The sequence below is a fragment of the Streptomyces sp. NPDC025651 genome (assembly GCF_055558735.1).
This window is the reverse complement of record NZ_JBVHLZ010000001.1, coordinates 1644251-1667751: the sequence shown is the minus strand read 5'-3', so window position 1 is coordinate 1667751 and position 23501 is coordinate 1644251. Positions and strand designations below refer to the sequence as shown.

General features: G+C 72.7%; 26 protein-coding genes. 10 read left to right on the top strand and 16 right to left on the bottom strand.

Going from position 1 to position 23501, the window contains the following annotated elements:
* Window positions 1-20: 20 nt before the first annotated feature.
* The 4 genes from ACZ4D5_RS07790 to ACZ4D5_RS07775 are packed head-to-tail and all read right to left on the bottom strand — an operon-like array spanning window position 21 to window position 4239.
* Window positions 21-1250, bottom strand: coding sequence for an amidohydrolase family protein (locus ACZ4D5_RS07790; RefSeq protein ID WP_467771411.1), 1230 nt, complete (start codon window positions 1248-1250; stop codon window positions 21-23).
* Window positions 1247-2542, bottom strand: a complete 1296-nt coding sequence (locus ACZ4D5_RS07785; RefSeq protein ID WP_467771410.1) for an amidohydrolase family protein — start codon at window positions 2540-2542, stop codon at window positions 1247-1249. Before ACZ4D5_RS07785 ends, ACZ4D5_RS07790 begins: the two co-directional genes overlap by 4 nt.
* 13 nt (window positions 2543-2555) lie before the next feature.
* Window positions 2556-3440: an SDR family NAD(P)-dependent oxidoreductase gene (locus tag ACZ4D5_RS07780; RefSeq protein ID WP_467771409.1), complete on the bottom strand. Its 885-nt coding sequence runs from the start codon at window positions 3438-3440 to the stop codon at window positions 2556-2558.
* 1 nt (window position 3441) lies between these two features.
* Window positions 3442-4239, bottom strand: a complete 798-nt coding sequence (locus ACZ4D5_RS07775) for an acetoacetate decarboxylase family protein (protein ID WP_467771408.1) — start codon at window positions 4237-4239, stop codon at window positions 3442-3444.
* Between the two features lie 82 nt (window positions 4240-4321).
* On the opposite strand from ACZ4D5_RS07775, the gene ACZ4D5_RS07770 reads away from it, so the two are divergent.
* The 6 genes from ACZ4D5_RS07770 (at window position 4322) to ACZ4D5_RS07745 (ending at window position 9886) form a co-directional block, all read left to right on the top strand.
* Window positions 4322-4957 carry a TetR/AcrR family transcriptional regulator gene (locus tag ACZ4D5_RS07770; RefSeq protein WP_467771407.1) on the top strand — a complete coding sequence of 212 codons (636 nt, stop codon included), beginning with the start codon at window positions 4322-4324 and terminating at the stop codon, window positions 4955-4957.
* Window positions 4958-5012: 55 nt separating this feature from the next.
* Entirely contained in the window at window positions 5013-6008 is a 996-nt protein-coding gene (locus ACZ4D5_RS07765; RefSeq protein WP_467771406.1) for a DEDDh family exonuclease, read from the top strand.
* A 96-nt stretch (window positions 6009-6104) separates the two neighbouring features.
* Window positions 6105-6338, top strand: coding sequence for a hypothetical protein (locus ACZ4D5_RS07760; protein WP_055702389.1), 234 nt, complete (start codon window positions 6105-6107; stop codon window positions 6336-6338).
* 133 nt (window positions 6339-6471) lie between these two features.
* Window positions 6472-7254 (top strand): SURF1 family cytochrome oxidase biogenesis protein, encoded by a 783-nt coding sequence (locus ACZ4D5_RS07755; protein ID WP_467771405.1) that lies wholly within the window; start codon window positions 6472-6474, stop codon window positions 7252-7254.
* An 86-nt stretch (window positions 7255-7340) separates the two neighbouring features.
* Entirely contained in the window at window positions 7341-9125 is a 1785-nt protein-coding gene (locus ACZ4D5_RS07750) for a glycoside hydrolase family 15 protein (protein WP_467771404.1), read from the top strand.
* A 5-nt stretch (window positions 9126-9130) separates the two neighbouring features.
* The gene (locus tag ACZ4D5_RS07745) at window positions 9131-9886 is read left to right on the top strand and encodes an SDR family oxidoreductase (RefSeq protein WP_467771403.1); all 756 of its coding nucleotides are present in this window, start codon (window positions 9131-9133) and stop codon (window positions 9884-9886) included.
* A gap of 58 nt (window positions 9887-9944) precedes the next feature.
* Here the strand turns inward: ACZ4D5_RS07745 and amaP are convergent, their stop codons facing one another.
* The 5 genes from amaP to ACZ4D5_RS07720 are packed head-to-tail and all read right to left on the bottom strand — an operon-like array spanning window position 9945 to window position 12286.
* Window positions 9945-10523, bottom strand: coding sequence for an alkaline shock response membrane anchor protein AmaP (gene amaP / locus ACZ4D5_RS07740; RefSeq protein WP_467771402.1), 579 nt, complete (start codon window positions 10521-10523; stop codon window positions 9945-9947).
* A 5-nt stretch (window positions 10524-10528) separates the two neighbouring features.
* Window positions 10529-11239, bottom strand: coding sequence for a DUF6286 domain-containing protein (locus tag ACZ4D5_RS07735; protein ID WP_467771401.1), 711 nt, complete (start codon window positions 11237-11239; stop codon window positions 10529-10531).
* Window positions 11236-11580 (bottom strand): hypothetical protein, encoded by a 345-nt coding sequence (locus ACZ4D5_RS07730; protein ID WP_467771400.1) that lies wholly within the window; start codon window positions 11578-11580, stop codon window positions 11236-11238. The genes ACZ4D5_RS07735 and ACZ4D5_RS07730 overlap by 4 nt, the downstream gene beginning before the upstream one ends.
* A 3-nt stretch (window positions 11581-11583) precedes the next feature.
* A complete protein-coding gene (locus ACZ4D5_RS07725) occupies window positions 11584-11769 on the bottom strand; it encodes a hypothetical protein (protein ID WP_055702375.1) in 186 nt (61 codons plus the stop codon).
* 31 nt (window positions 11770-11800) lie between these two features.
* Complete coding sequence (locus ACZ4D5_RS07720; protein ID WP_467771399.1) at window positions 11801-12286, bottom strand: Asp23/Gls24 family envelope stress response protein; 486 nt, start codon at window positions 12284-12286, stop codon at window positions 11801-11803.
* A gap of 112 nt (window positions 12287-12398) precedes the next feature.
* Between ACZ4D5_RS07720 and ACZ4D5_RS07715 the strand changes: the two genes are divergently transcribed.
* The gene (locus ACZ4D5_RS07715; RefSeq protein WP_467771398.1) at window positions 12399-13124 is read left to right on the top strand and encodes a nucleopolyhedrovirus P10 family protein; all 726 of its coding nucleotides are present in this window, start codon (window positions 12399-12401) and stop codon (window positions 13122-13124) included.
* 24 nt (window positions 13125-13148) lie between these two features.
* Here ACZ4D5_RS07715 and ACZ4D5_RS07710 read toward each other — a convergent pair whose 3' ends face one another.
* From ACZ4D5_RS07710 to ACZ4D5_RS07695, 4 genes are all read right to left on the bottom strand, one after another.
* Window positions 13149-13952 (bottom strand): enoyl-CoA hydratase/isomerase family protein, encoded by an 804-nt coding sequence (locus ACZ4D5_RS07710; protein WP_467771397.1) that lies wholly within the window; start codon window positions 13950-13952, stop codon window positions 13149-13151.
* 134 nt (window positions 13953-14086) lie between these two features.
* Window positions 14087-14308, bottom strand: a complete 222-nt coding sequence (locus ACZ4D5_RS07705; protein WP_055550175.1) for a helix-turn-helix domain-containing protein — start codon at window positions 14306-14308, stop codon at window positions 14087-14089.
* 384 nt (window positions 14309-14692) lie between these two features.
* The gene (locus ACZ4D5_RS07700) at window positions 14693-16291 is read right to left on the bottom strand and encodes an ABC-F family ATP-binding cassette domain-containing protein (protein ID WP_467771396.1); all 1599 of its coding nucleotides are present in this window, start codon (window positions 16289-16291) and stop codon (window positions 14693-14695) included.
* 121 nt (window positions 16292-16412) lie between these two features.
* The gene (locus ACZ4D5_RS07695) at window positions 16413-17210 is read right to left on the bottom strand and encodes a PQQ-binding-like beta-propeller repeat protein (protein ID WP_467771395.1); all 798 of its coding nucleotides are present in this window, start codon (window positions 17208-17210) and stop codon (window positions 16413-16415) included.
* 228 nt (window positions 17211-17438) lie between these two features.
* Between ACZ4D5_RS07695 and ypfJ the strand changes: the two genes are divergently transcribed.
* Window positions 17439-18329: a KPN_02809 family neutral zinc metallopeptidase gene (gene ypfJ, locus ACZ4D5_RS07690; protein WP_467771394.1), complete on the top strand. Its 891-nt coding sequence runs from the start codon at window positions 17439-17441 to the stop codon at window positions 18327-18329.
* 119 nt (window positions 18330-18448) lie between these two features.
* Complete coding sequence (locus ACZ4D5_RS07685; RefSeq protein ID WP_467771393.1) at window positions 18449-18859, top strand: VOC family protein; 411 nt, start codon at window positions 18449-18451, stop codon at window positions 18857-18859.
* Window positions 18860-18926: 67 nt separating this feature from the next.
* On the opposite strand, the gene ACZ4D5_RS07680 is transcribed toward ACZ4D5_RS07685, so the two are convergent.
* The 3 genes from ACZ4D5_RS07680 to ACZ4D5_RS07670 all read right to left on the bottom strand — a co-directional run bounded on the left by ACZ4D5_RS07680 (window position 18927) and on the right by ACZ4D5_RS07670 (window position 22491).
* Window positions 18927-20387, bottom strand: a complete 1461-nt coding sequence (locus ACZ4D5_RS07680; protein ID WP_467771392.1) for a hypothetical protein — start codon at window positions 20385-20387, stop codon at window positions 18927-18929.
* Window positions 20388-20499: 112 nt separating this feature from the next.
* On the bottom strand, window positions 20500-21639 hold the full coding sequence (locus ACZ4D5_RS07675) for an alpha/beta hydrolase (protein ID WP_467771391.1): 1140 nt from the start codon (window positions 21637-21639) through the stop codon (window positions 20500-20502).
* 180 nt (window positions 21640-21819) lie between these two features.
* Complete coding sequence (locus ACZ4D5_RS07670) at window positions 21820-22491, bottom strand: class II aldolase/adducin family protein (protein WP_467771390.1); 672 nt, start codon at window positions 22489-22491, stop codon at window positions 21820-21822.
* Window positions 22492-22670: 179 nt separating this feature from the next.
* Between ACZ4D5_RS07670 and ACZ4D5_RS07665 the strand changes: the two genes are divergently transcribed.
* Complete coding sequence (locus ACZ4D5_RS07665) at window positions 22671-23411, top strand: lysozyme (protein WP_467771389.1); 741 nt, start codon at window positions 22671-22673, stop codon at window positions 23409-23411.
* The last annotated feature ends 90 nt before the right edge of the window (window positions 23412-23501 follow it).

Genomic DNA, 23501 nt, shown 5'->3' with positions numbered 1-23501 from the left:
CGAGCATCGCACCACGGAAGTCACCAGACGCGGACCGACCCTCCCGGCGCGAACACCGGGCTCGTGGCGTCGGCGGGTGCCTCCTTGAGGGGCTCGTCCAGTTCCTGGACCGTGGGTCCCACGCGCGCGGCGATCTGCCCGAGCCGCGCCAGGTCGAAGCCGTAGACGCGGGCCGCGTTGCCGCCGACCATGGCCGCGATCTCGTCCCTGGGCAGGCCGGCGTAGGCGATGCGCAGGCCTTCGCGCGAGTAGGGGTGGGTGCCCTCGTCGTGCGGGTAGTCGCTGCCCCACATGATCTTGTCGAGGCCGATGCGCTCGCGCAGGGCCGCCTCGTGGGGGCGCATGAAGCTGGCGCCCACGAAGCAGTTGTCCCGCCACACCTCGGAGGGGCCCTTGCCCATCGCCTCGGCGAGGCCCGCGCCGAACTTCGACTCCGCGGTGTCCGCCTTCGTGCCGGCCGCGACCAGGCGCGAGTGGTAGTAGTCCAGCATGTCGAGCACCCCGGGGATCCAGCCCGAGCCCTGCTCGGTGAGGACCAGTTTCAGGTCCGGGTGGCGGCGGAAGGCCCCGCCGAAGACGAGGTGCCACAGCGCGCGGTGCGAGAACCACGTCGTCTCGACCATGAACACCGCGCGCGCGGCGGGCTCCTCGCCCAGCGGCGGCGAGGCCGAGCCCGCGTGGTGGTTGACCGGCATGCCCAGCTCGGCGCAGGCCGCCCAGATCGGGTCGTACGCCGACGAGTAGAGCTCGGGAAGGCCCGAGCCCGGCGGTGTGCCGGGCAGCATGAGGCCGCCCGTCAGGCCCGCCTTCGCCGCCCAGCGGATCTCGTCGACGGCCTGGTCGATGTCGTTCAGGAGGATCTGGAAGACGCCCGCCCTGCGCCCGGGAGCCGCCGCGCAGAAGTCGGCGAGCCAGCGGTTGTGGGCGCGCAGCCCCGCCCAGCGCTGCTCGAACTCCTCGCGGGTCGGCGCGGGGGCCATCAGCGAGGCCGAGGGGAAGAACGGAGGGATGGTGTTCGGGAAGACGACCTCGGCGACGATGCCGTCCGCCTCCAGCTCGGCGACGCGGCGGTCCGAGTTCCAGTTGCGGTCGGCGGTGTCGGCGAGGAGGTCCTCGTACGGATTGACGTAGGTGGCGGCCCACGCGTCGAACGCGTCGTGGTGGCGGGACTCCAAGTAGGGCTTGTAGTCCAGGAGATCGGCGCCCGCGTGGCAGTCCGCGGAGATGACGGTGTAGCGGTCCTCGGTCATCGGGTCACCCCCAGCGTCGGGAAGTCGTGGTCGGTCAGCCAGTGGCGGCCCACCTCGCGCGAGCGCGCCCAGGAGGCCTCCACTGCGGTCTGGTCGGTGTCCTGGCCGAGGTCGGCCGGGGTGGGGCCGATGCGGCGGGCCAGCGGCGCGAGTTGCTCCGTGTCGAAGCCGAAGACCTCGGCGGCGGCGAGCCCCAGCATGCGGCGCGTCTCGGTCACGGGGATGTCGTGGAAGGTCTTCCTCAGCCACGCGCGCGTGTCGGGCCAGGTGCCCTCGGGGTGCGGGAAGTCGCTGCCCCACAGGATGTTGTCGACGCCGATCTCGTAGCGCTGGGCGAGCTCGCGGCGCTTGGTGTTGGTGGCGCAGACGAAGATCTGCCGGTCCAGGTACTCGTGCGGCGGGCGCTTGAGCTCCTCGAACGGGGAGAGCTTCTTGCCGCCGTGCGCGCCGAGATAGAGGCGGTCCATGAACCACAGGAGGTTCGGCAGCCACCAGCAACCCGACTCCGCGACGCCGAACTTCAGCCCCGGATGGCGCTCGAAGACACCGGACCAGAGCATGAACCACAGCGGCCGCGCGGGCCACCACGTCACTTCGGAGACGTAGATCCCGAGGTGGTCGCCGTACTCGTGGCGGGGCGCCGCTCCGGAGTGGGTGACCACCGGCATCGCGCACTCGGCCGCCGCCGCCCACACGGGGTCGTAACGCCGGTCGTGGTAGGGCGCCTTGTCGACCCACATGGAGGGGATCATCAGCGCGCCGAGCCCGGACGCCTTGGCGCGGTGCACCTCGGCGACGACACGGTCGACCTCTCCGGTGATGGGCAACAGGGCGACGCCGCAGTGCCGTGCCGCGTTCTCGGCGTGCCCGCCGACGAACTCGGCGAGCCAGCGGTTGTGCGCCTGCGCGCCCGCCATGCCGAGTTCGGGGTCCTGGTCGCCGGAGAGGCCGAGGCCCACGCCGAAGGGCGCGGCCGTCCGGCTGTCCACGGCGTCCGCGTCGGGGAAGACCACCTCGGCGGCCACCCCGTCGCCGTCCAGCTCCTTGAGGCGCTGCGCGGTGTCCCAACCGCCGCGCAGCCCCTCCTCGTTGTCCTGGAACCACTTGGCGGCGAACGCGTCGTTGCGGATGCCGAGCCGGGTCGCCTCCTCGCGGCGGGCGTCGCGCTCGCCGAGGAAGTCGTCGAAGGCCCGGTGGAAGCGGCTGTCGAGGTAGGGCCGGTACTCCTCGGTGGGGAGCCCGGCGTGGCAGTCGGAGGAGATGATCAGGTACGGGTCGTCCTGGGCGGTCATCGGTGGGCTCCCTTCAGTCCAGGATGAAGTTCTCGAGGTACGCCGGGTCGGACCGCTCCAGCATCGAGCGCGACCTCGCCTCGATCTGCCGGTCGCTGTGCTCGCTCGGCGGGAGCAGCCAGAAGCGCCCTGCCTCGATGCCCTCGGCCACGAAGTCCGCGACCTGCTCGACGGGCGTGAACTCCACCTCCTGTCCTGCCGCCCTCATCGCGGCCTCCCACTGGTCGAGGCTGCGGTAAGGGGTCCTGCGGGGGCGGGACTTGGCGTACCGGTCGGGGCGGTTGCGGTGCGACTCCCACAGCCCGGTGCGCAGCATGTGGGGCCCGGGGAAGAGCACGGAGGCGCCCACGCGCGCGTGCTCCGCCTTCAGATGGGCGTACAGGGACTCGGTCATCGTCACCACGGCCGCCTTGGTGACCGCGTACACGGAGGCGGTGGGCAGCGGCGCGATGCCCCCGTCCGAGGAGGAGGTGTTCACGACGTGCCCCGGCTCGCCGCCCGCGACCATCCGGGGCACGAAGGCCTGGACGCCGTGGAAGACGCCCCAGACGTTGACCTCGAAGGCCCACTTCCAGTCGTTCGGCTCGTGCTCCCACATGCGGCCCTCGGCGCCCGAGCCGACGCCCGCGTTGTTGCACAGCACATGGACGGCGCCGAACTTCTCGTACGTCTCATCGGCGAGGGCGAGGACCTGCTCGCGCGCGCCGACGTCGACCACGCGCGCGTGCACCGTCGCCCCGTCCTCGCGCAACGAGGCGGCCGCCTTCTCCAGGGCGCCCTCCTCGACGTCGGCGAGGACCACCTTCAGGCCGTCCGCCGCGAAGCGCCGCGCCATGGCGAGTCCGATGCCGCTCGCCGCGCCCGTGACGACGGCGACCTGCCCTTCGCGCAGCTCCATCTCAGAGGCTCCCCTCGGGCGGCCCGTCGAGGATCTGCGCGGGGTCGTCGTAGCGCTGGTGGATGTAGGGCAGCAGGGCCTGCGCGCTGACGCGCTCGACGACGCGGCCCTGCTGGTCGGTGGTCTTCTCGCCGATGGTGATCTCGACGAGGGAGCACACCGGAAGATCGGCCACGGGGTCGTACATCGACTCGCGCAGGACCACGTCCCCGGTGACGGCCTCCAGCTTGCGCACCTTCTCGTTGCGTACGCAGTGCACGAGCACCGGGTCCGCGTCGAAGCCCGAACCGTCCACCGCCGGAAGAAACTTGAAGTAGAAGTCGGTCTTCCGGGTCGGCTCCGGCAGCGGCAGGGGGCCGTTGACCGCGCCGCGCACCTCCACGAAGGCGATGCCGTGCCGGGCCAGGCGGGCCGACACGACGAGGCCGTCGCGCTCCACCTCGACCTCGCCGAGCTTCTTGGGCTCCCCGAAGACCTCACGCCCGCCGATCAGCGCCCGCTCGTGGGTCATCGGCATCACCAGCGGATACCAGCCCTCCACTCCCCCGTGCTCGGCGGCGACGGCGACCGAGCCCGCGCCCAGCGGATAGCCCGGCAGGTCGACCTTGCTGATGTTCGCCCGCACCAGGGGCCGCCCGGTGGGTTTCAGCGGCGGCGGCAGCACCGCGGCGACCGCGTCCGGATCGGTCTCCCAGACGGCCACCACGCCCGTGGACCAGATGTCGGGGAGCTTGGAACTCGCGGAGCGCGCCGCGCTGATCTCCGCCTCGGAGCGCGCTCCGTAGCGTACGCGTGCCATGTCGTACCACCCTTCGTCAGCGCGGAGCGGGGTCCGCGGCCGGGACTTGCGGCGGTTCTGTAACACAGTTACAACAGGACCCGTGAAGGGTAAAGGGACGCGTACGCATCTGGACCGTGAGCAAGTCCTCGACGCCGCGGCGGGCCTGGTGAAGCAGCACGGCCCGCAGGCCCTGACGATGCGCAAGCTGGCCGCCGAGCTCGGCACCGCGGTGACCTCCATCTACTGGCACGTCGGCAACCGCGAGTCGCTCCTGGACGCCCTGGTCGAGCGCACCGTCGCCGACCTCGGCGAGATCCGCGCCACCGGACGCACCCCCGCGCAGCGCGTGGTCTCCGTGGCCCGCGCCCTGCGCCGTCAGCTGCGGGACCACCCCCACCTCGTCGCGATGGTCCACGAACGGGGCCTCACGGAGAGGATGTTCCTGCCCGCCCAGCTGGCGCTCGTGCACGAGGTCCACGCGGCGGGCCTGCGCGGCGCCCGTGCGGCCGACGCCGTGCGCGCCGTCCAGACACACGTCGTCGGCCATGTCCTGGTCGAGCGCAACCGCGAGCGCGCGCCCGCGCAGCGTCCTGCCGAGGAGGAGCTGTGGACGGCGCGGAACGCCGAACACGACCCGGCGCTCGCCCGCGCGCTGGCCAGACCGGTCGACGCGGACGCCGTCTTCACCACCTCCGTCAAGGCACTGGTTTCCGGCCTTCTGGGCCCGGGGAGGTGACTGTCACTCGGCCCAGGGACATGACTGTCAGTCGCGGCCCGTATCCTCATGGACCATGCTCGAAGACCGCACGACCGCAGCGTCCGCAGCCCACTGGCCGGCCGCGTATCCAACGGGGTACGCGGTCGTCGACGTGGAGACCACCGGCCTGGCCCGCGACGACCGCATAGTGTCGGCCGCCGTCTACCGCGTGGACGCCCAGGGCGAGATCGAGGACCACTGGTACACGCTGGTCAACCCCCAGCGCGACCCGGGCCCGGTCTGGATCCACGGCCTCACCAGCGAGATGCTCGCGGACGCGCCGCTGTTCAAGGACATCGCCGAGGAGTTCGCGAGCCGCCTCGACGGCCGCGTCCTCGTCGCGCACAACGCCGTCTTCGACTGGTCGATGATCGCCAGGGAGTACGCGCGCGCCGAGCGCACGGCCCCCGTCCGCCAGCGTCTGTGCACCATCGCGCTCTCCAAGGAGCTCGCGCTTCCGCTGCCCAACCACAAGCTGGAGTCCCTGGCCGCGCACTTCGGCGTCGAGCAGCGCCACGCGCACAACGCCCTGGACGACGCGCGCGTGCTCGCCGAGGCCTTCCGCCCCAGCCTGCACGCGGCCGCGGGGGGCAACGTCCGCCTGCCGCTCCTGGAGTGCCGCCCCCTCACCGAGTGGTCGGACGGCGCGCCCCGCATCGTCCGCCAGCCGACGGGACCGACGCCCGCCTCCTCGTACCGGCCGGGGAGTTGGCGCCCCTCGCGCAAGCGCCCGGCGTGCCCGTACCCGAACCCGGGGCGTTACGAACCGGGCAAACCGCTCAAGCAGGGCATGCGGGTCGCGTTCTCCGGAGACACCTCCGTGGAGCGCGAGCTCCTGGAGGACCGGGCCATGGAGGCCGGGCTGCACATCGCCACCAGTGTGTCCCGCCTCACCAGCCTCCTCGTCACGAACGACCCGGACTCCGGCACCTCCAAGACCGTCAAGGCGCGCTCGTTCGGCACCCCGGTCATCGACGAGGCGGCCTTCGGGCAGCTCCTCCAGGACGTGACACCGGCCACGGAGGCGTAACGGTCAGACGGCTGATTGCCGCACGCGGGTGATTGCCGCACGACTCGCCCGCCGACCGCTCGCCCCGCACCGCCGCGGCGTCCCACCCTGTGGCGCATGGCACGTTGCGAGGTCTGCGGAAACGACTACGGCATGTCCTTCGAGGTGCACGCGCAGGGCGCGGTGCACGTCTTCGACTGCTTCTCCTGCGCCATCCACCGCATGGCGCCCATCTGCGAGCACTGCCGGTGCCGCATCATCGGCCAGGGCGTCGAGGTCGAGGGCCACTGGTACTGCGGCGCCCACTGCTCGCGCGCGGAGGGGCGGGTGGGCATCGTCGACAAGGTCTGACCCGGCCCGGCGACACGGTCTGCCCCGCCCGGCGACACGGTCTGCCCCGCCCGGCGACACGCTCCGGTCCGGCCCGCCCGCTCACCCGACCCCACCCTCGGACACCCCACGGCCCTAGTTGTACCGTCGTGGGGTGTACCGCTTCCTGTTGTCCCGGCAGTGGGTGATCCTCACCCTTATCGGCCTCGTCCTCATCCCCGTGATGGTCGAGCTGGGTTTCTGGCAGCTGCACCGCCATCAGCACCGCGTCGCGCAGAACCAGCGGATCGCCGACGCGCTGGCCGCGCCCCCCGTCCCGGCCGAGAAGCTCACCTCGCCCGGCCACGAGGTGCCCAGGACGGATCTGTACCGCCGGGTGAGCGCCAAGGGGACGTTCGACGCGCGGCACGAGGTCGTCGTGCGGCGCCGCACCAACTCCGACGACGAGGTCGGCTTCCACGTCCTGACCCCCTTCGTCCTCGACGACGGCAAGGTCCTGCTCGTCAACCGCGGCTGGATCCCCGCCGACGGCCCGCAGACCGCCTTCCCGAAGATCCCCGCGCCCCCGAAGGGCGAAGTCACCGTCACCGGCCGTCTGATGGCCGACGAGACGTCCGCGGCGAGCGGCATCAAGGACGTCCGCGGTCTGCCGGACCGTCAGATCATGCTGATCAGCAGCGGCCAGCAGGCCGACGCCCTCGGCAAGCAGGTCCTCGGCGGCTACATCGAGCTGACCGCGCCCGAGAGCGACTCCCCCGAACTCATCGGTGAGCCCGATCACAGCGGCATCGGCGCCCACATGGCGTACGCGGTCCAGTGGTGGCTGTTCGCCGCGGGCGTCCCGATCGGCTGGGTCGTCCTGGTCCGCAGGGAGGTCCGCGACCGCGCGGCCGCAGCGAAGGCACCCGAGCAGGAGACGGCGCCGGCAGCGGTCTGACGGGCCCGATCACCGCAGCCCGGCTCCCCGATCAACGCAGCCCGGCTCCCCGATTGACGAGGCCCCGCTCCGGGAACCCGTCCACCGTGCATCACCCCATCGAGGACTACGCCCTCATCGGCGACCACCAGACCGCCGCCCTGATCGGCAGGGACGGCTCCCTGGACTGGCTCTGCCTGCCCCGGTTCGACTCCGCCGCCTGCTTCGCCGCGCTCCTCGGCGACGAGGAGAACGGCCACTGGCGCGTCGCCCCCAAGGGCGCGGGCCCCTGCACCCGCCGCGCCTACCGCCCCGACACCCTCGTCCTCGACTCCGAGTGGGACACCGAGGACGGCTCCGTCCGCGTCACCGACTTCATGCCGCAGCGCGACCGCGCCCCCGACGTCGTACGCGTCGTCGAAGGCCTCAAGGGCAGCGTCACCGTCCGCAGCACGCTCCGGCTCCGCTTCGACTACGGCTCGGTCGTGCCGTGGATGCGCAGGCAGGACGGCCACCGGATCGCCGTCGCCGGCCCCGACTCCGTCTGGCTGCGCAGCGAGCCCCAGGTGCACACCTGGGGCCATGCCTTCGGCACCCACTCCGAGTTCACCGTCGAGGAGGGCGAGAAGGTCGCGTTCGTCCTCACCTGGCACCCCTCGCACGAGCCGCGCCCGGCGCTCGTCGACCCGTACGACTCCCTGCGCGACAGCCTGGCGGACTGGCGGTCCTGGGCCGCCCGCTGCCACTACGAAGGGCCGCACCGCGACGCGGTCGTCCGCTCCCTCATCACTCTCAAGGCCCTCACCTACGCCCCGACCGGCGGCATCGTGGCCGCCCCCACCACCTCGCTGCCGGAGGAGATCGGCGGCGTACGCAACTGGGACTACCGCTACTGCTGGCTGCGGGACGCCACCCTCACCCTGGGCGCGCTGGTCTCGGCCGGGTATCTGGAGGAGGCCGAGGCGTGGCGCGACTGGCTGCTGCGCGCGGTCGCGGGCAACCCGGACGACCTCCAGATCGTGTACGGCCTCTCCGGAGAGCGCCGCCTCGCCGAGTACGAGCTTCCGTGGCTGGCCGGATACGCGGGCTCCGCCCCGGTCCGCGTCGGCAACGAGGCCGTTGAGCAGCTGCAGCTCGACGTGTACGGCGAGGTCGTCGACTCCCTTGCCCTCGCGCACCGTTCGGGCCTGGCCCGCCGCCCGCACGCCTGGAACCTCCAGCTGTGCCTGCTGGAGTTCCTGCGCAAGAAGTGGCGCGAGCCCGACCAGGGCCTGTGGGAGGTGCGCGGCCCGCGCCGCCACTTCGTGTACTCGAAGGTGATGGTGTGGGTCGCGGCCGACCGCACCGTGCGCTCCCTGGAGGCCGCCCCGGAGCTGCGCGGCGACGTGGAACGCTGGCGTGAGCTGCGGGACGAGGTCCACCGCGAGGTGTGCGAACGCGGCTACGACGCCGAGCGCAACACCTTCACGCAGTCCTACGGCTCCGCCGAACTGGACGCCTCGCTCCTGCTCATCCCGCGCCTCGGCTTCCTGCCGACCGACGACCCGCGCGTCGTCGGCACGATCGACGCGGTCCGCGCCGACCTCGGCCGCCAGGGGTTCCTGCGCCGCTACAGCGGGGACGAGCGGGAGATCGACGGCCTGCCCGGACAGGAGGGCACCTTCGTCGTCTGCTCGTTCTGGCTGGCGGACGCCCTGCACATGACGGGCCGCACGAAGGAGGCGCGCGAGCTGTTCGAGCGCCTGGTCGAGCTGCGCAACGACGTGGGGCTGCTCGCGGAGGAGTACGACCCCGTGGCCGGGCGCCAGCTGGGCAACTTCCCGCAGGCATTCAGCCATATCGGGCTGGTCAATACCGCCCTCGCGCTCTTCGGCACCGACGCGGGAGGATAGGGGCCATGGATCTTGGACTGAAAGACCGTGTCTACGTAGTCACCGGCGCCACCCGTGGCCTCGGCAACGCCACCGCGCGCGAGCTGGTCGCGGACGGCGCGAAGGTCGTCGTCACCGGCCGCGACGAGAAGACCGTCGCCGAGGCGGCCGCCGAGCTCGGGCCGAACGCGGTGGGCGTCGCCGCCGACAACGCCGACCCGGCCGTCGCGGACCGGCTGATCGCCGCGGCGCGCGAGCACTTCGGCGGCTTCGACGGCGTCCTCATCAGCGTCGGCGGGCCCGCCCCGGGCTTCGTCGCGGACAACACCGACGAGCAGTGGCAGTCGGCCTTCGAGTCGGTGTTCCTCGGCGCCGTGCGACTCGCCCGCGCCGCGGCCGCCGAACTCGGCGAGGGCGGCGTCATCGGCTTCGTGCTCTCCAGTTCGGTGTACGAGCCGATCGCGGGCCTGACGATCTCGAACGGCCTGCGGCCCGGGCTCGCCGGGTTCGCCAAGTCCCTCGCGGACGAGCTCGGCCCGCGCGGCATCCGCGTGCTCGGCGTGCTCCCCGGCCGGATCGGCACCGACCGCATGCGCCAACTGGACGGCCTCTCCCCCGACCCGGACGCCACCCGCGCCGCCAACGAGGCCCGCATCCCGCTGCGCCGCTACGGCACGCCGGAGGAGTTCGGCCGCACGGCCGCGTTCCTGCTCTCGCCCGCGGCCTCGTACCTGACGGGGATCATGGTGTCGGTGGACGGCGGGGCGCTCAGCGGCTTCTGACGCACCCCGACCGGCCGCCTGGACGCACCTGACCGGCCTCCTGAGCAAACGGCGAGGCTCAACTCACGCGTTCGGCGCGGTGCTTGACCCCGCGCAGCCGCACCGTGGCGGGCAGGCTCGCCAGGCCCGCCGAGTCACGGGCGTGCGCGAGGGCCTGTGCGGAGAGCCGGTGCAGCACGTCGGACGGCGTGGCGTGGGGTTCGAGGACGAGCTCCACGCGCGCCTGCGGCGTGCTGCGCCGCCCGGTCAGGACGACCTGGGCGCGCTCGACGCCCTCCAGCGTCTCGGCCTCGCCGGTCAGCACGTTCTCCATGGCGCGCCCGCGCAGCAGCGCGCCCTCGCCGTCCCCGGTCTCCACCAGGACCTCCGAGAGGCGGCGCCTGCGCAGTTGGGCGGAGAGCCACCACAGCGCGAGCAGCACGAGCACGGCGAGGCCGCCGATGACGGTCGGCCAGAACCATCCCTCGTCGCGCCAGCGCGCCCGGTCCGCGGCGCTGACCAGCACGTCGTGCCGCCCGTCGTGGATCCACCACGAGGGCGGGGAGACCCCGAGCCCGACGGCGAGCACCGAGCCGCCGAGGACGAGCAGCGCGAGCCCGGCGAGGGCCAGCACCACGCGGTTCACGGTCCGCGGCATGCCGCTCACCCCTTCCCGAGCTCTCGGCCGCGCTCGCGCAGGGAGGACCCCGCTCTTCCCGGCCTGGCCACATGCACCGAGAGGCCGGGGGCGCGGGCGAGGCCCAGATCGCGGATGCCGTCGGCCAGCGTCGCGTCCAAGTCACCGCGTACGTCGTCGAGTTCACGGAAGTGCGACACGGCGCGCACATCCACCTTGGAGCGCCTCATGCGGACCCGTACGGACTGCACGCCGGACACGTCCATGGCCCGGTCGCGCAGCACCATGGCGGCGGCGCCCCGGTGCAGACCGGCACGTACGTCGGACTGGGCGTGCCGCATGGGCAGGATCGCGCGCTGCCCGGGCGTCGCGGCGAGCACGAGGAGCCACACCCCGGCGAGGGCGGCGACGGCAGCTCCCGCGAGGACGGCGATGTCGTCGAGGGGCCGCTCCCCCAGCTGGTGGGCCAGTTCGCGCCGCCACCGCATCGCGGGGTGGTCGGCCCGCACGGCGACGACGTCGTACAGGAGAAGTCCCGCGCCGCCGAGGACCAGCAGCGCGAGGACGGCCGCGGGCACACGGCGCTGCGACCAGAAGCGGCCGGACCTGTCGTCGTCCTCCGACAGGGTGGGCAGCGGCTGGTAGGCGGCCGCGGAGGCCGACTGGCCGAACTCGCTCTCCGCCTGCTCGACGACCGGCGGCGGTTGGGTGCCGCCGCCCGCTCGGGGTTCGCTCACCGTGTCCTCCCCTGTGCCGCGGCGCGTACCTGCGCCGAGTGCAGCCGCTCCACCTGGACGGCCACCTCGGGCACGTCCATCCCCGCCAACGCCTTTACCCGCTGGGCGACATGGCGACGCACGGCGCCGCACTGGCCGCCGATGTCGCAGGGGTAGTCCAGCTCCAGGCTGATGCGGACGCGGGCGGTCTCATGGTTCACGGAGACCGTGGCGTGCGGCGGGGCACCGTCGACCGGCACGGCCGCCACGGCCTCGCGCGCCGCGCGTGCGGCGATCTTCGCGACCACCCGGTCGGCGATCCGGGTCGCGCCGCGCTCCCCGGGCGCGACCTGTGCCGCCACCGCTCACCGCCGCCGGTCGCCGCGGGCGCGGAAGAAGTCGCCGGGTTCCAGGTCCCCCTCGAGGAACCTGCCGGCCACGAAACCGATGGCGCCCAGGGCAGCCACCAGCAGGAACGCCCCGAATCCGCCGAAGTATCCGGCGAAGCCGAGTGCCATTCCGGCCACCATGCCGATCACGGCCATGCTCATCGTGCGCTCCTTAGCGCCTTGGCGGGACGTCCTACTGGAGGCGTCCCTGAGGCTCGTCGTCGTCCTCGTCGGGCAGTTTCACATCGCTGACGGCGATGTTGACCTCGACGACCTCGAGCCCGGTCATGCGCTCAACGGCCGCGATCACGTTTTCCCGTACGTCCTGTGTGACATCGGCGATCGACACGCCGTACTCGACGACGATCTCCAGGTCGAGCGCGGTCTGCACCTCGCCGACCTCCGCCTTGACACCCCGCGTCACGGACTTCGAGCCGCCGGGGACCCGGTCGCGCACGGCGCCGAAGGTCCGCGCGAGGCCGCCGCCCATGGCGTGCACGCCGACGACGTCGCGCGCGGCGAGCCCGGCGATCTTCTCGACGACTCCGTCCGCGATGGTGGTGCGGCCCCGGCTCGCGGGGTCACCGCCGCCCCGTCTGGGCGCGGACTTCGCCGCGGCCTCGTCCGGGGACTCCTTCTCCAGCGTCTGAGACGTCTTCCGCTGTCCGGTGTCGGTCATCGCCGTCCCGTACCTTTCGAAAGGGGATCTTCTCCTTCAAGAGGATCTGCTCCTTTGCCCACATTAAGTGCGGTTGCGCCGCAGCGCGCCAGGAATGGGGCAGGCTGGAGCCATGACGGGTGAGGGTTGGACCCAGGCGGTGCGCCGACAGCTCGGCCTCGGGCGGGTGCTGCCGCTGGGCGGCGCGGGAGACGGCACATGGGTGACGGAGTCGGCGGTGGACACCGCGTTGCGCGATGCGGTGCGCCGGCTCACCGGCGTGCGCCTGGGCGCGGTGCGCATCGCCCCGGCCGATCCCGAGGGGACGTACGTCGCGGCCGTGCCGGCGCCTCCGAGCGCGCTGCCGCCCGGGCCGCTGCGGATCACCGCGGACTTCGCGGCCGCCACCACCGGGCCGCTGCCCGCGGCGGCGGACCGGCTGCGCGGCGAGCTCGCGGGGGCCGCGGTCCGGCTCGGCCTCGTGGTCGACGACGTGGACCTGCGGGTGACGGCCCTCCTCGACGAGGGCGACGCCCCAGCGGACGTGCACCCGGAGGAGAGCCGCACGCAGGCGGCGGAGGCGGCCGGGGCGCCCGAGGGCGACGACGACGAGGCGCGCGCCGCGCGGGCCGCCCTGTCGGTGCCGGGTGTGACCCGGCTGACCGGGGTGCTGGGCCGGGCGGTGCACATCGAGCGGCACCCGGCGGCGGACGCGCTGCCGCGCCGCCACGCGCGCGTGGAGCTCGCGGCGGACCGCGGGCACCGCACCCTGGACGTGGCGCTCGCGGTCCGTGCGGCGGTCGGTGACGCGCTGCGGGACCACCCTTCGGTGGCCGTGCTCGTCACCGCGCTGGACTAGGTCCTGCTGTGGCGCTGCGCCACGTCAGTCGCCGAGGCCCGCGAGGTCGCGCAGACGGCGGCCCTGGGCGGCGCGCTCGGCGACGCGCTGGTCCTCGTAGGAACGGCCGGACGCGCCCTGGAGCAGCGCCTTGGTCTCGATGACGGCGTCTCGGGGCGCGGCAATGAGCGCGGCGGCCAAGTCCTTGGCGGCCGCGTCGAGTTGGTCCGCGGGCACGACGAGGTTGGCGAGGCCCACACGCTCGGCCTCGTCCGCGTGCACGAAGCGCCCGGTGGCGCAGATCTCCAGCGCGCGGGCATAGCCGACGAGCCCCACGAGCGGATGCGTGCCGGTGAGGTCGGGGACCAGGCCCAGGCTGGTCTCGCGCATGGCGAACTGCACGTCGTCGGCGGCGATCCGCAGATCACAGGCCAGCGCGAGCTGGAACCCGGCGCCGATGGCATGGCCCTGGACGGCGGCGATGGACACGATGTCACTGCGCCGCCACCAGGTGAACGCCGCTTGGTACTCGGCGATGGTCGCGTCGAGGACATCGTCCTCGCCGCGCGCCAGGTCGATGAAGGACGGCTCGCCGTCGAAGCCCTCGGGCGTGAACGCCTGCCGGTCGAGGCCCGCGGAGAAGGACTTGCCCTCACCGCGCAGCACCACGACGCGGACGCTGCCGGGCAACAGCTGACCTGCCTCGGTCAACGCCCTCCACAGCGCGGGAGATTGGGCGTTGCGCTTGGCCGGATTGGTCAGCGTCACCGTGGCGACGGCCTCGTCGATGGTGAGGCGTACGCCGTCCTTGTCGAGAACCGGTGCGAGCTCGCTGTCGGACGAAGCCATGGGTGCCTCCGATGGGATGCAGTCGGACCGGACGCATGGAAGCGCCCGTAAGTGACTGCACAGTAACCACCCGGTCGGTCAGTCGAACGACCGGGTGGTCACCATCGGACCACTGGACAGCGTGCCGCCTGCTGTCAGCCGGCGGCGGCCTTCTTGCCTCGCGTCGCCCCGCCGCGTCCCCGCAGCGTGACTCCGGACTCGCTGAGCATCCGGTGCACAAAACCGTACGAGCGGCCGGTCTCCTCGGCCAACGCCCGGATGCTCGCACCGCCGTCGTACTTCTTCTTCAGGTCTGCCGCGAGCTTGTCGCGCGCGGCGCCGGTAACCCGGCTGCCCTTCTTCAGAGTCTCGGCCACCCGTGCCTCCTCATGGGAAGTGCGCTCTGGACTTCTCATGATCACCCCTCATGGGCTTCCTGGCCACCCATTCGGCAAGGTCCGTACGTCTGGGTTTGCCTCTTCAGAAGCGGCCATCACGAGCGGAATTAACGATTCCGCACGTGGATTCACGTACGGCCGAACGGGTTGCGCGAAGAAGTGCCAGGTCAGCGCCTTGCCCTGCGATGAGGCGAGCCTTATCGCAGGTCGGCGCCGAAATCCGTGTATGCCACACCTCGGTACGAGGACAGCTCACACAGATGAGGGATCACGGATCGGCCGAATGATCCATACGCAGTGGATCAGTGGTTCGATCAAGCAACATGGACGCCCCCGCGGGGAGGCCCGGGAGGTCCCGGGGCCTCAGGCGAGCGCGACGAGGTCGGCGTAGTCCTGGCCCCACAGGTCCTCGACGCCGTCCGGCAGCAGGATGATCCGCTCCGGCTGGAGGGCCTCGACCGCGCCCTCGTCGTGCGTGACGAGGACGACCGCGCCCTTGTAGGTGCGCAGGGCGCCGAGGATCTCCTCGCGGCTCGCCGGGTCGAGGTTGTTGGTGGGCTCGTCGAGCAGCAGGACGTTGGCCGAGGAGACGACCAGGGTCGCGAGCGCGAGCCGGGTCTTCTCACCGCCGGAGAGCACACCCGCCGGCTTGTCGACGTCGTCTCCGGAGAAGAGGAACGAGCCGAGCGTCTTGCGGACCTCGACGAGATCGAGGTCGGGGGCGGCCGAGCGCATGTTCTCCAGGACCGTGCGCTCCGGGTCGAGGGTCTCGTGCTCCTGGGCGTAGTAGCCGAGCTTGAGGCCGTGGCCCTCGATGACCTGGCCGGTGTCGGGCTTCTCCGCGCCGCCGAGGAGCCGCAGCAGGGTGGTCTTGCCCGCGCCGTTGAGGCCGAGGATGACGACGCGCGAGCCCTTGTCGATGGCCAGGTCGACGTCGGTGAAGATCTCCAGGGAGCCGTACGACTTCGAGAGCCCCTCGGCCATCAGCGGCGTCTTGCCGCACGGCGAGGGCTCGGGGAAGCGCAGCTTGGCGACCTTGTCGCTCTGGCGCACCTCCTCCAGGCCCGCGAGGAGCTTGTCCGCGCGGCGCGCCATGTTCTGCGCGGCGACGGTCTTGGTGGCCTTGGCCCGCATCTTGTCGGCCTGCGAGTGCAGGGCCGCGGCCTTCTTCTCGGCGTTCTGGCGCTCGCGCTTGCGGCGCTTCTCGTCGGACTCGCGCTGCTGCTGGTAGAGCTTCCAGCCCATGTTGTAGACGTCGATCGCGGAGCGGTTGGCGTCCAGGTAGAAGACCTTGTTGACGACCGTCTCGACGAGGTCGACGTCGTGGGAGATCACGATGAAGCCGCCGCGGTACGTCTTCAGGTAGTCGCGCAGCCAGACGATCGAGTCGGCGTCGAGGTGGTTGGTCGGCTCGTCCAACAGGAGCGTGTCGGCGTCCGAGAAGAGGATGCGGGCCAGCTCGATGCGGCGGCGCTGACCACCGGAGAGCGTGTGCAGGGGCTGGCCGAGCACACGGTCGGGGAGGTTGAGCGCGGCGGCGATGGTGGCGGCCTCGGCCTCGGCGGCGTACCCGCCCTTGGTGAGGAACTCGGTCTCCTGGCGCTCGTACTGCTTGAGGGCCTTCTCACGGGTGGAGCCCTTGCCGGAGGCGATGCGCTCTTCGTTCTCCCGCATCTTGCGGATCAGTACGTCGAGTCCGCGCGCGGAGAGGATACGGTCGCGGGCGAGCACGTCGAGGTCGCCGGTGCGGGGGTCCTGCGGGAGGTAACCGACCTCTCCGGAGCGGGAGATCGTGCCGGCGGCGGGCATGCCCTCACCGGCCAGGCACTTGGTGAGGGTGGTCTTGCCCGCGCCATTGCGGCCGACGAGGCCGATGCGGTCGCCCTTCGCGATGCGGAAGGAGGCGTTCTCGATGAGGATGCGGGCGCCGGCGCGCAGCTCGATGCCGGAAGCGGTGATCACGGGGTACTCCTGAGACAGAGTGGACGGCGAGAGGGACGACTGAGGTGCTCGGGACCGGTGTCTATGCCGTCCAACTGAGGAGAGGAGCTGCCATGGCAGCCAGTCTAACGGGCCACCGCAACTAGTTTTTCTGGGCGCCGCTGCCCCCGGCACCCTGCCCGGTGTCCCGCACGGCGTCCCCGTTGCCCAGCGGCGTGCGGCCGGGAACGATTCTTCCGTAGTCGTCGACCGCGATGACCTGGGCGGTCCAGGGGGTGGCCGGGCCCGCGCAGGGCTGGGCGACCAGGAGGGCGCCGCCGCGGCGCACGGAGCGTGCCGGTTCGAAGGCGCAGCCGGGGCGGGCGGGCAGTACCCAGCGCAGGTCGCCGTCCGCGGTGCGGTAGGCGGCGATGCGGTGCGGGGTGACGACGGCCAGCATGCGGGCGTTCGGGGTGAGCGGCTGGAGGACTCCGGCGCCGCCGCGGGCCGCCGGGGTGCGCAGCCAGTCGGCGCTCGCCGGGATGGCGCGGTGCCAGCGCACGGAGCTGCCGTCGGCGCGCGCGGTGTCGGTGACCAGGCCGTCGCTCCAGAGCGTGAGGGCGTGCCCCGGTGCGGGCAGGAGCGTGACGGGGCGGCGCCCCTCGCGCGTGTAGGTCCAGCGCGGGGTGCCGCTCTTCGTGTCGTACGCCTCCACGGCCCGGCCCTTCGTGCGCAGCCCGGGGTCCGCGGCGGGGCCCGCGGCCGTCACGCGCGCGTGGACGGTGAGGTGGTCTCCGTAGGGGGCGGGCCGCGAGTGGTGGGCGGCGGTGACGAGCGGCAGCGCGAGCAGCGCGAGGGCCACGGGCAGCGCGAAGCGGGTGCCGCGCCGGACGGTCGCGACGGGCTGCGCGGCCGCCGTCCCCGGCGGCAGGGCGGTCGTCTGGAGCGGGTGAGTGGACATGACGCCCCCCTTCGGTACCACGGGCCCACGGATCAGGCGCAGAGCGTAGCCGCGGGGGTCCGGGCGGCCGCCTCGTGGCGGGACGACACGGCGCCGGGAGCGGTGCGCGTCCCCCGTTCGGACCTCCGTCCGGCGCCCGGCGTGGGCGCGCATATCAGGATGAAGGAACCGATAGCTCGGTGCGGGGCGACGTGTGCCGTCCCGGATGCCAGGCAGAGGGGTGCGCCCATGCAGTTCGACGACGACGCCGACCTGGACACCTCGGAGGTGCAGGATGTGCGCGGCAGTCGGATCCCCGGCGGCAGGGCGACCGTCGGCGGTGGCATCGCCGGCCTGATCGCGCTGCTCCTCGGCCTCTTCTTCGGAGTGGGCCCCGAGCAGCTGGGGCTCTCCTCGGGCGACGAGGAGCCCGCCGCCTCGTCCTCGTCCCTCGCGCAGGTGCAGCAGAGCTGCCGCACGGGGCGGGACGCGAACACCAAGGACGACTGCCGCATCGTGGCGGTGGTCAACAGCGTCCAGGACTTCTGGCGCCCCGAGTTCCGGCGCAGGGGGGCCTCGTACTCCCCCGCGCAGACCGTCCTGTTCACCAACCGCGTGGGCACCGCCTGCGGCGCGGCGACGTCGGCGGTCGGCCCCTTCTACTGCCCCGGCGACCGGAAGGTCTATCTGGACCTGGGGTTCTTCGACGAGCTGCGGACGAAGTTCGGCTCCAGTGGCGGGCCCTTCGCTCAGGCCTACGTCGTGGCCCACGAGTACGGGCACCACGTGCAGAACCTCATGGGGACCCTGCAGCGCTCCCAGGACGGGCGCACGGGCCGCGACAGCAACGCGGTGAAGGTCGAGCTGCAGGCGGACTGCTACGCCGGGGTCTGGGCGCGGCACGCCACCCGCAGCCCGGACGACCGCACGGGCAAGCCGCTGATCAGCAGCCTCGACGAGGCCGACATCCGGGAGGGCCTGGACGCCGCGGCCGCGGTGGGCGACGACCGGATCCAGGAGAAGTTCCAGGGCCGGGTCACCCCCGAGTCCTGGACGCACGGCTCGGCCGAGCAGCGCCAGCAGTGGTTCTACCAGGGCTATCGCACCGGCGACATGGGGCAGTGCAACACCTTCCGCTGAGCGGCCTGGGGCTTCGGCCGGGCGTTGTCGGACCCCGGTGCCAGACTGGGAACAGATGTGGAGCAGGTCACTCTCCACGTCCCGGCACGCGTGGCACGGATCTGATCGAGGTGATCGGCATGGCAGGCGACGACGGGCGGCCCAGCGTCTTCCCGACGCTGCTGTACGCGGACGCGAAGGCCGCGGTCCAGCAGCTGACGGAGGCCTTCGGCTTCACCGAGGTGAGTGTGTACGAGGGCGAGGACGGCAGCATCGTGCACGCCGAACTCGCCCAGGGGAACGGCGCGGTGATGCTCGGCTCCAAGGGCACGGGCAGCGCCTACGACCAGGCGATGAAGGACGCCGGGCCGTGCGGGGTGTACATCGTGGTGGACGACGTCGACGCCCACCACCAGCGCGCCAAGGAGCACGGCGCGGAGATCCTGATGCCCCCGACCGACCAGGACTACGGCTCGCGGGACTACATGGCACGGGACGCCGAGGGCAACGTGTGGAGCTTCGGCACGTACGCCCCCGAGATAAGGACCTGAGCCGGGAAGGACCTGAGCCGACGGGGGGCCTGAGCCCGCGGGCAGGCCCCGGCCCCTCGGCGTACCGTCACTCCCCGCCGGTGTGCACCTGGAAGGCCGCGCGGCGCACGGCCTTGGCGAGCGCCGGGTCGGGGTGGGCCGCCGCGAGGGCGACAAGGACCTGGACGGTGCGGGGGTGCCCCGCGCGCCGCACCTCGTCGAGGAGGGCGGGCACGGTGGGCTGGACCGCCGACTCCAGGTGCCGGACGAGGAGATGGGCCTCCCCGTGGTCCGCGACGGCCGCCGCGGTGTCGATCCACAGCCAGGTGGACTCCTCCCGCGTCAGGACGTGGTGGACGTCCTCGGGGTCGGTGCCCTCCTGCTCGGCGAGCCACAGCAGGGCGTAGGGACGCAGCGAGGCCTCGTCGACGACGGCCCTGACCTCCGCCTCCGCCGGGGCGCCGACCACGCGCAGGGCCTCGAAGGCGAGGCCGCGCAGCAGGGCGTCCTCGCCGCGGGCGGCGGCCAGGAGGTCGGTGACGGCGCTGCCGACGGGGCGGGCGGCGAGCCAGGCGCGGTACTCGGCGCGGGCCGCGTTGGGCCGCAGGCGGGCGCAGCCGCGCAGCATGTCCTCCGCGGACTGCTCGAAGTGCCCGGCGGGGCTCTGCGCGGCGACGCAGATCTGCTCCAGCTTGACCCAGACCGCCCAGCTGCCGAGCGGGGTGAGTGTGGCCTGGCCGTCGGCGAAGGTCAGCGCCCCGACGGCGGCGAGGCCGTGCAGGGCCCAGTCGAGGATGACCGGCAGCGGGGCTTCCTCGGCGGGGCAGTCGGTGGCGGCGGGCTCGGGCTGCGGGCCGTAGGGGATCTCGCAGCGCTCGGTGCGCAGTTCCGTGACGCGCTGGTCCAGGAGGTCGAGCAGTTGCGGCACGGGGACGGGGCCCGCCGACAGCTGCAGGAAGGAGAGGACCTGCGGCATGGCCTCGACGACCTCGGCGACCGCCGCGGGGGCGAGGGCGTCGGGTGCCGGGTGGGCCAGCGACCAGGCGTCGAAGAGGGCGACCCAGCCGCGCAGGACGGCGGTGTCGTCGCGGTCCCAGGCGCGCAGCCGCCAGCCGGGGCGTGCGCTGTCGCCGTGCACCTCGATGAGGCCCGCGAGGCGCGCGGTGTCCCAGTCGGCACGGACCTGAGCGGGGGTCAGCCCCAGCTCGGCGGCGGCCCGTTCGGCGGTGGCGTCGGAGAGTGTGCCCTTGCCGTCCGGCGTCGCGCCGGTGCGGCGGCCGGGGCCGGGGCGCAGGGCGGCGTCGGCCCAGCGGGCGACCCGTACGGCGTCGGCGAGGCCGGCACGCGCTCCCCTGGCCAGCTCCGCGGGCGCGGGCGTGCCCTCGGGGGGACGGGGCGCGGACCGGCGCGCGCGGCGGTTGCTCACCGCGCCGGGGGCGGCGGACAGCGGTCGCGCTGGGTCGCGCTGGGTGTCTCCTCGCTTTTCGGCCCTCGGGTGGGGCGCGCGGACAAGTCGGAGCCTGGAGTCGCGCGGGGTACGGGACGTCACGGGAGCAGTCTTCCTGTTGACGGTCCGAAAACCCAAACGGAATGGCGGCGGGGGCCTGCGGGACGCCGTGCGCGCGAGGGGTCGCGGGGCGTTCGAGAGGGGTCTCGAACGGTCACATCAGGGGGGTGAGGAAGCGGCGCAGCGCCTCTTCGTACCCCGCGGGGTCGGCGTTCCACATGGCGCCGTGCGGCGCGTCCTGGACGGTGTGCAACGTGACCAGTTCCGGGCGTTGTTCGGCCAGTTGACGGGAGAGGGCCCAGGGCGCGACGACGTCGTCGGGTCCGTGCACCAGGAGGGTCGGGACCTTGAGTACGTCGGGGTCCGCGGCCTCCAGGATGCGGTCGCCGCGCAGCCCGGTGCGTCCCTGGGCCGCACGGACCGCAAGCGGAAGGAGCGGTCCCGGGGTGCGGCGGGCGGCGGCGAGGGCGCGCAGGGTGGTCTCCCAGTTGAGCACCGGGGAGTCAAGGACGAGGCCGCTGATGCGGTCGCGCAGCGCGGAGTGCGCGGCGGCGTGCAGGGCCATGGCGGCGCCGGTGGACCAGCCGTGCAGGATGACGCGCTCGGCGCCGTAGCGCACGGCGTAGCGGATGGCGGCGTCCAGGTCGCGCCACTCCGTCTCGCCGAGGTGGCCGAGGCCGTCCGGGGAGCGGGGCGCGCCGAGGTCGCCGCGGTAGGCGAGGTCGAGGATCGGGAGCTGGAGGCGGTGCAGGAAGTCCATGACGACCATGGGGTGTTCACGGGTCGTGCCCAGGCCGTGCACGGTGATCACCCAGGTGTCCCTGGCGCCGGGCACGAACCAGGCGGGCAGGGCGCCGAGTTCGCCGGGGACGTCGACGTCGGCGTGGTCGATGCCGAGGGCGGCGTGCGGGTCGCCGATGTGGACCTGCGGGGTGAGCCAGACGCGGGCGCCGGGGTCCAGGGAGCCGTGGGTGACGGCTTCGAGGCGGCGTACGACGGTGTCGGCCTCGTGCGGGGCGGAGTCCAGGACGGGGCCGACGATCGCGTGGGTGCCGTTGCCGCTGAGGCCGTAGGTGCCCGGGCGGAGGCTGGCGAGGGCGCGGGTCAGGGTGATCTGGCCTGCGGCCGTGGCGTGGACGGTGAGGCGGGGCTCCGTCGGCAGGGGGCGGCCCGCGGGGGCCTTGAGGGCGGCGTCGCTGGCGAAACGGCCCGCCGCGACTGCGGCCGCGCCGAGAGCAGCGGTGACTCCTGTGGCTACGGTTACGGCTGCTGCCGTCGCTTTGGCTGGGCGCACGGGTCCAGTGTCCGGGCCGAGGGGCCCGGCGGCCAGTGGGCGGAGCCTGCGGGGTGATCCGGCACCGTTCTTCGGGGCTCCGCCCCGGACCCCTTGTCGTCTGCGGACCGCGGGCGTTTGTGCCCACCCGTTCCGCCGTGCGGAACGCCTGCCCACAAACGGGGCCGACTGGGTCAGGGCTCAGGGTCGGCTCTGGCCGTAGCCCCGTAGTTTTTGCTCCGCTTCCCTCAGCTGGGCCGGGGAGAGGAGGGTCGGGGTGTGGCCCGGGACCCTGCTCGACGTGAGCCAGAGATGGCACATCCATTCCAGTTGGGCCGTGCGGTCGTACGCCTGGGACAGGGTGTCTCCGTATGTGACCGTTCCGTGGTTCTGGAGGAGGCATCCCGTGCGGTCCCGCAGGGCCCTGAGCATGTTCTCGGCCAACTCCTCGGTGCCGTACAGGGCGTACGGCGCGACCCGGGGCGGGCCGCCGAGGACGCCCGCCATGTAGTGGACCGCCGGGAGCTCCTTGACCAGCATCGAGACGGCCGTGGCGTGCACCGCGTGGGTGTGGACCACCGCCCCCGCGTCCGTGGCGCGGTAGATCGCCAGGTGCATGGGCAGCTCGCTGGTCGGTGAGAGCCCGCCGACGGTCTGCCGGCCTTCGAGGTCGACGCCGACCACGTCCTCGGGCCTCAGCCGGTCGTAGGGGACCCCGCTCGGAGTGACCAGGACCGTGTCGCCGACCCGCACCGAGACATTGCCCGACGTGCCGACGACCAGGCCGTCCTTCACCGTCCTGCACGCCGCGTCGACCAGCTCACGCCAGGCCTGCCCGATCACGTCCCGCTCCCTGCCCCGCTGCTCAGTCATGCGGTGATCCTGCCAGCCGGAGCCTGTGCCCGGGAGTCCGTACGCGGGGAGTCCGCGGTGCCACATATGGGCATACATCCGCCTCTGGCAATGATTGGCTGGCGATCGACGGGCATCGGATGATCTTCCAGTACTCTCTGGGAGATTTGCCGTGCACGTCGCCATCTCCGGGGGGAACCATGGCTCGTGAACACAACCCGTCCCGTCGCCGCGCCCGCTTCATCACGGCATCCGTGGCGGCCGTGGCCATCGGCGGGACCGCCCTGACCGAGATTCCGGTTTCGGCCGCGGGCAAGCCGCGGGGGCACGACGTCTCCTCGCACCAGAAGAAAGTCGACTGGCAGAAGGCCAAGAGCAAGGGCGCGCGGTTCGTCTACGTGAAGGCGACCGAGTCGCACACCTACCGCAACCCCTACTTCACCCAGCAGTACAACGGCTCCCGCGACGCCGGCCTGATCCGCGGCGCGTACCACTTCGCGCTGCCGCACAAGTCCTCCGGCAGGACTCAGGCCGCGTACTTCATGAACCACGGGGGCCGCTGGAGCGCCGACGGCCGGACGCTGCCGCCCGCGCTGGACATCGAGCACAACCCGTACGGCAAGAAGAAGTGCTACGGGCTCGGCAGGACCAGGATGGTCAACTGGATCCAGTCCTTCAGCAACGAGGTCAAGCGGCAGACGGGCCGCCGCCCGGTGATCTACACGACCACCAAGTGGTGGAACGACTGCACCGGCGGCAGCCGGGCCTTCGCGTCGAACCACGCCCTGTGGCTCGCGCGCTGGTCGTCGTCGACCGGGTCGCTGCCCAGGGGCTGGTCGTACTGGACGTTCTGGCAGTACGACAACGGCGGCGGACTGCCGGGTGACCAGAATCTCTTCAACGGCTCGACGAACCAGTTGAAGCGGTTCGCCCGGGGGTAGGCGCAGCAGGGCGGAGGCCGACACTCCGCCCAGATTCCGGGCCCCGCGCCGTCACTCCGTACGATCTTCGTCAGGCACCTGATGAATGCG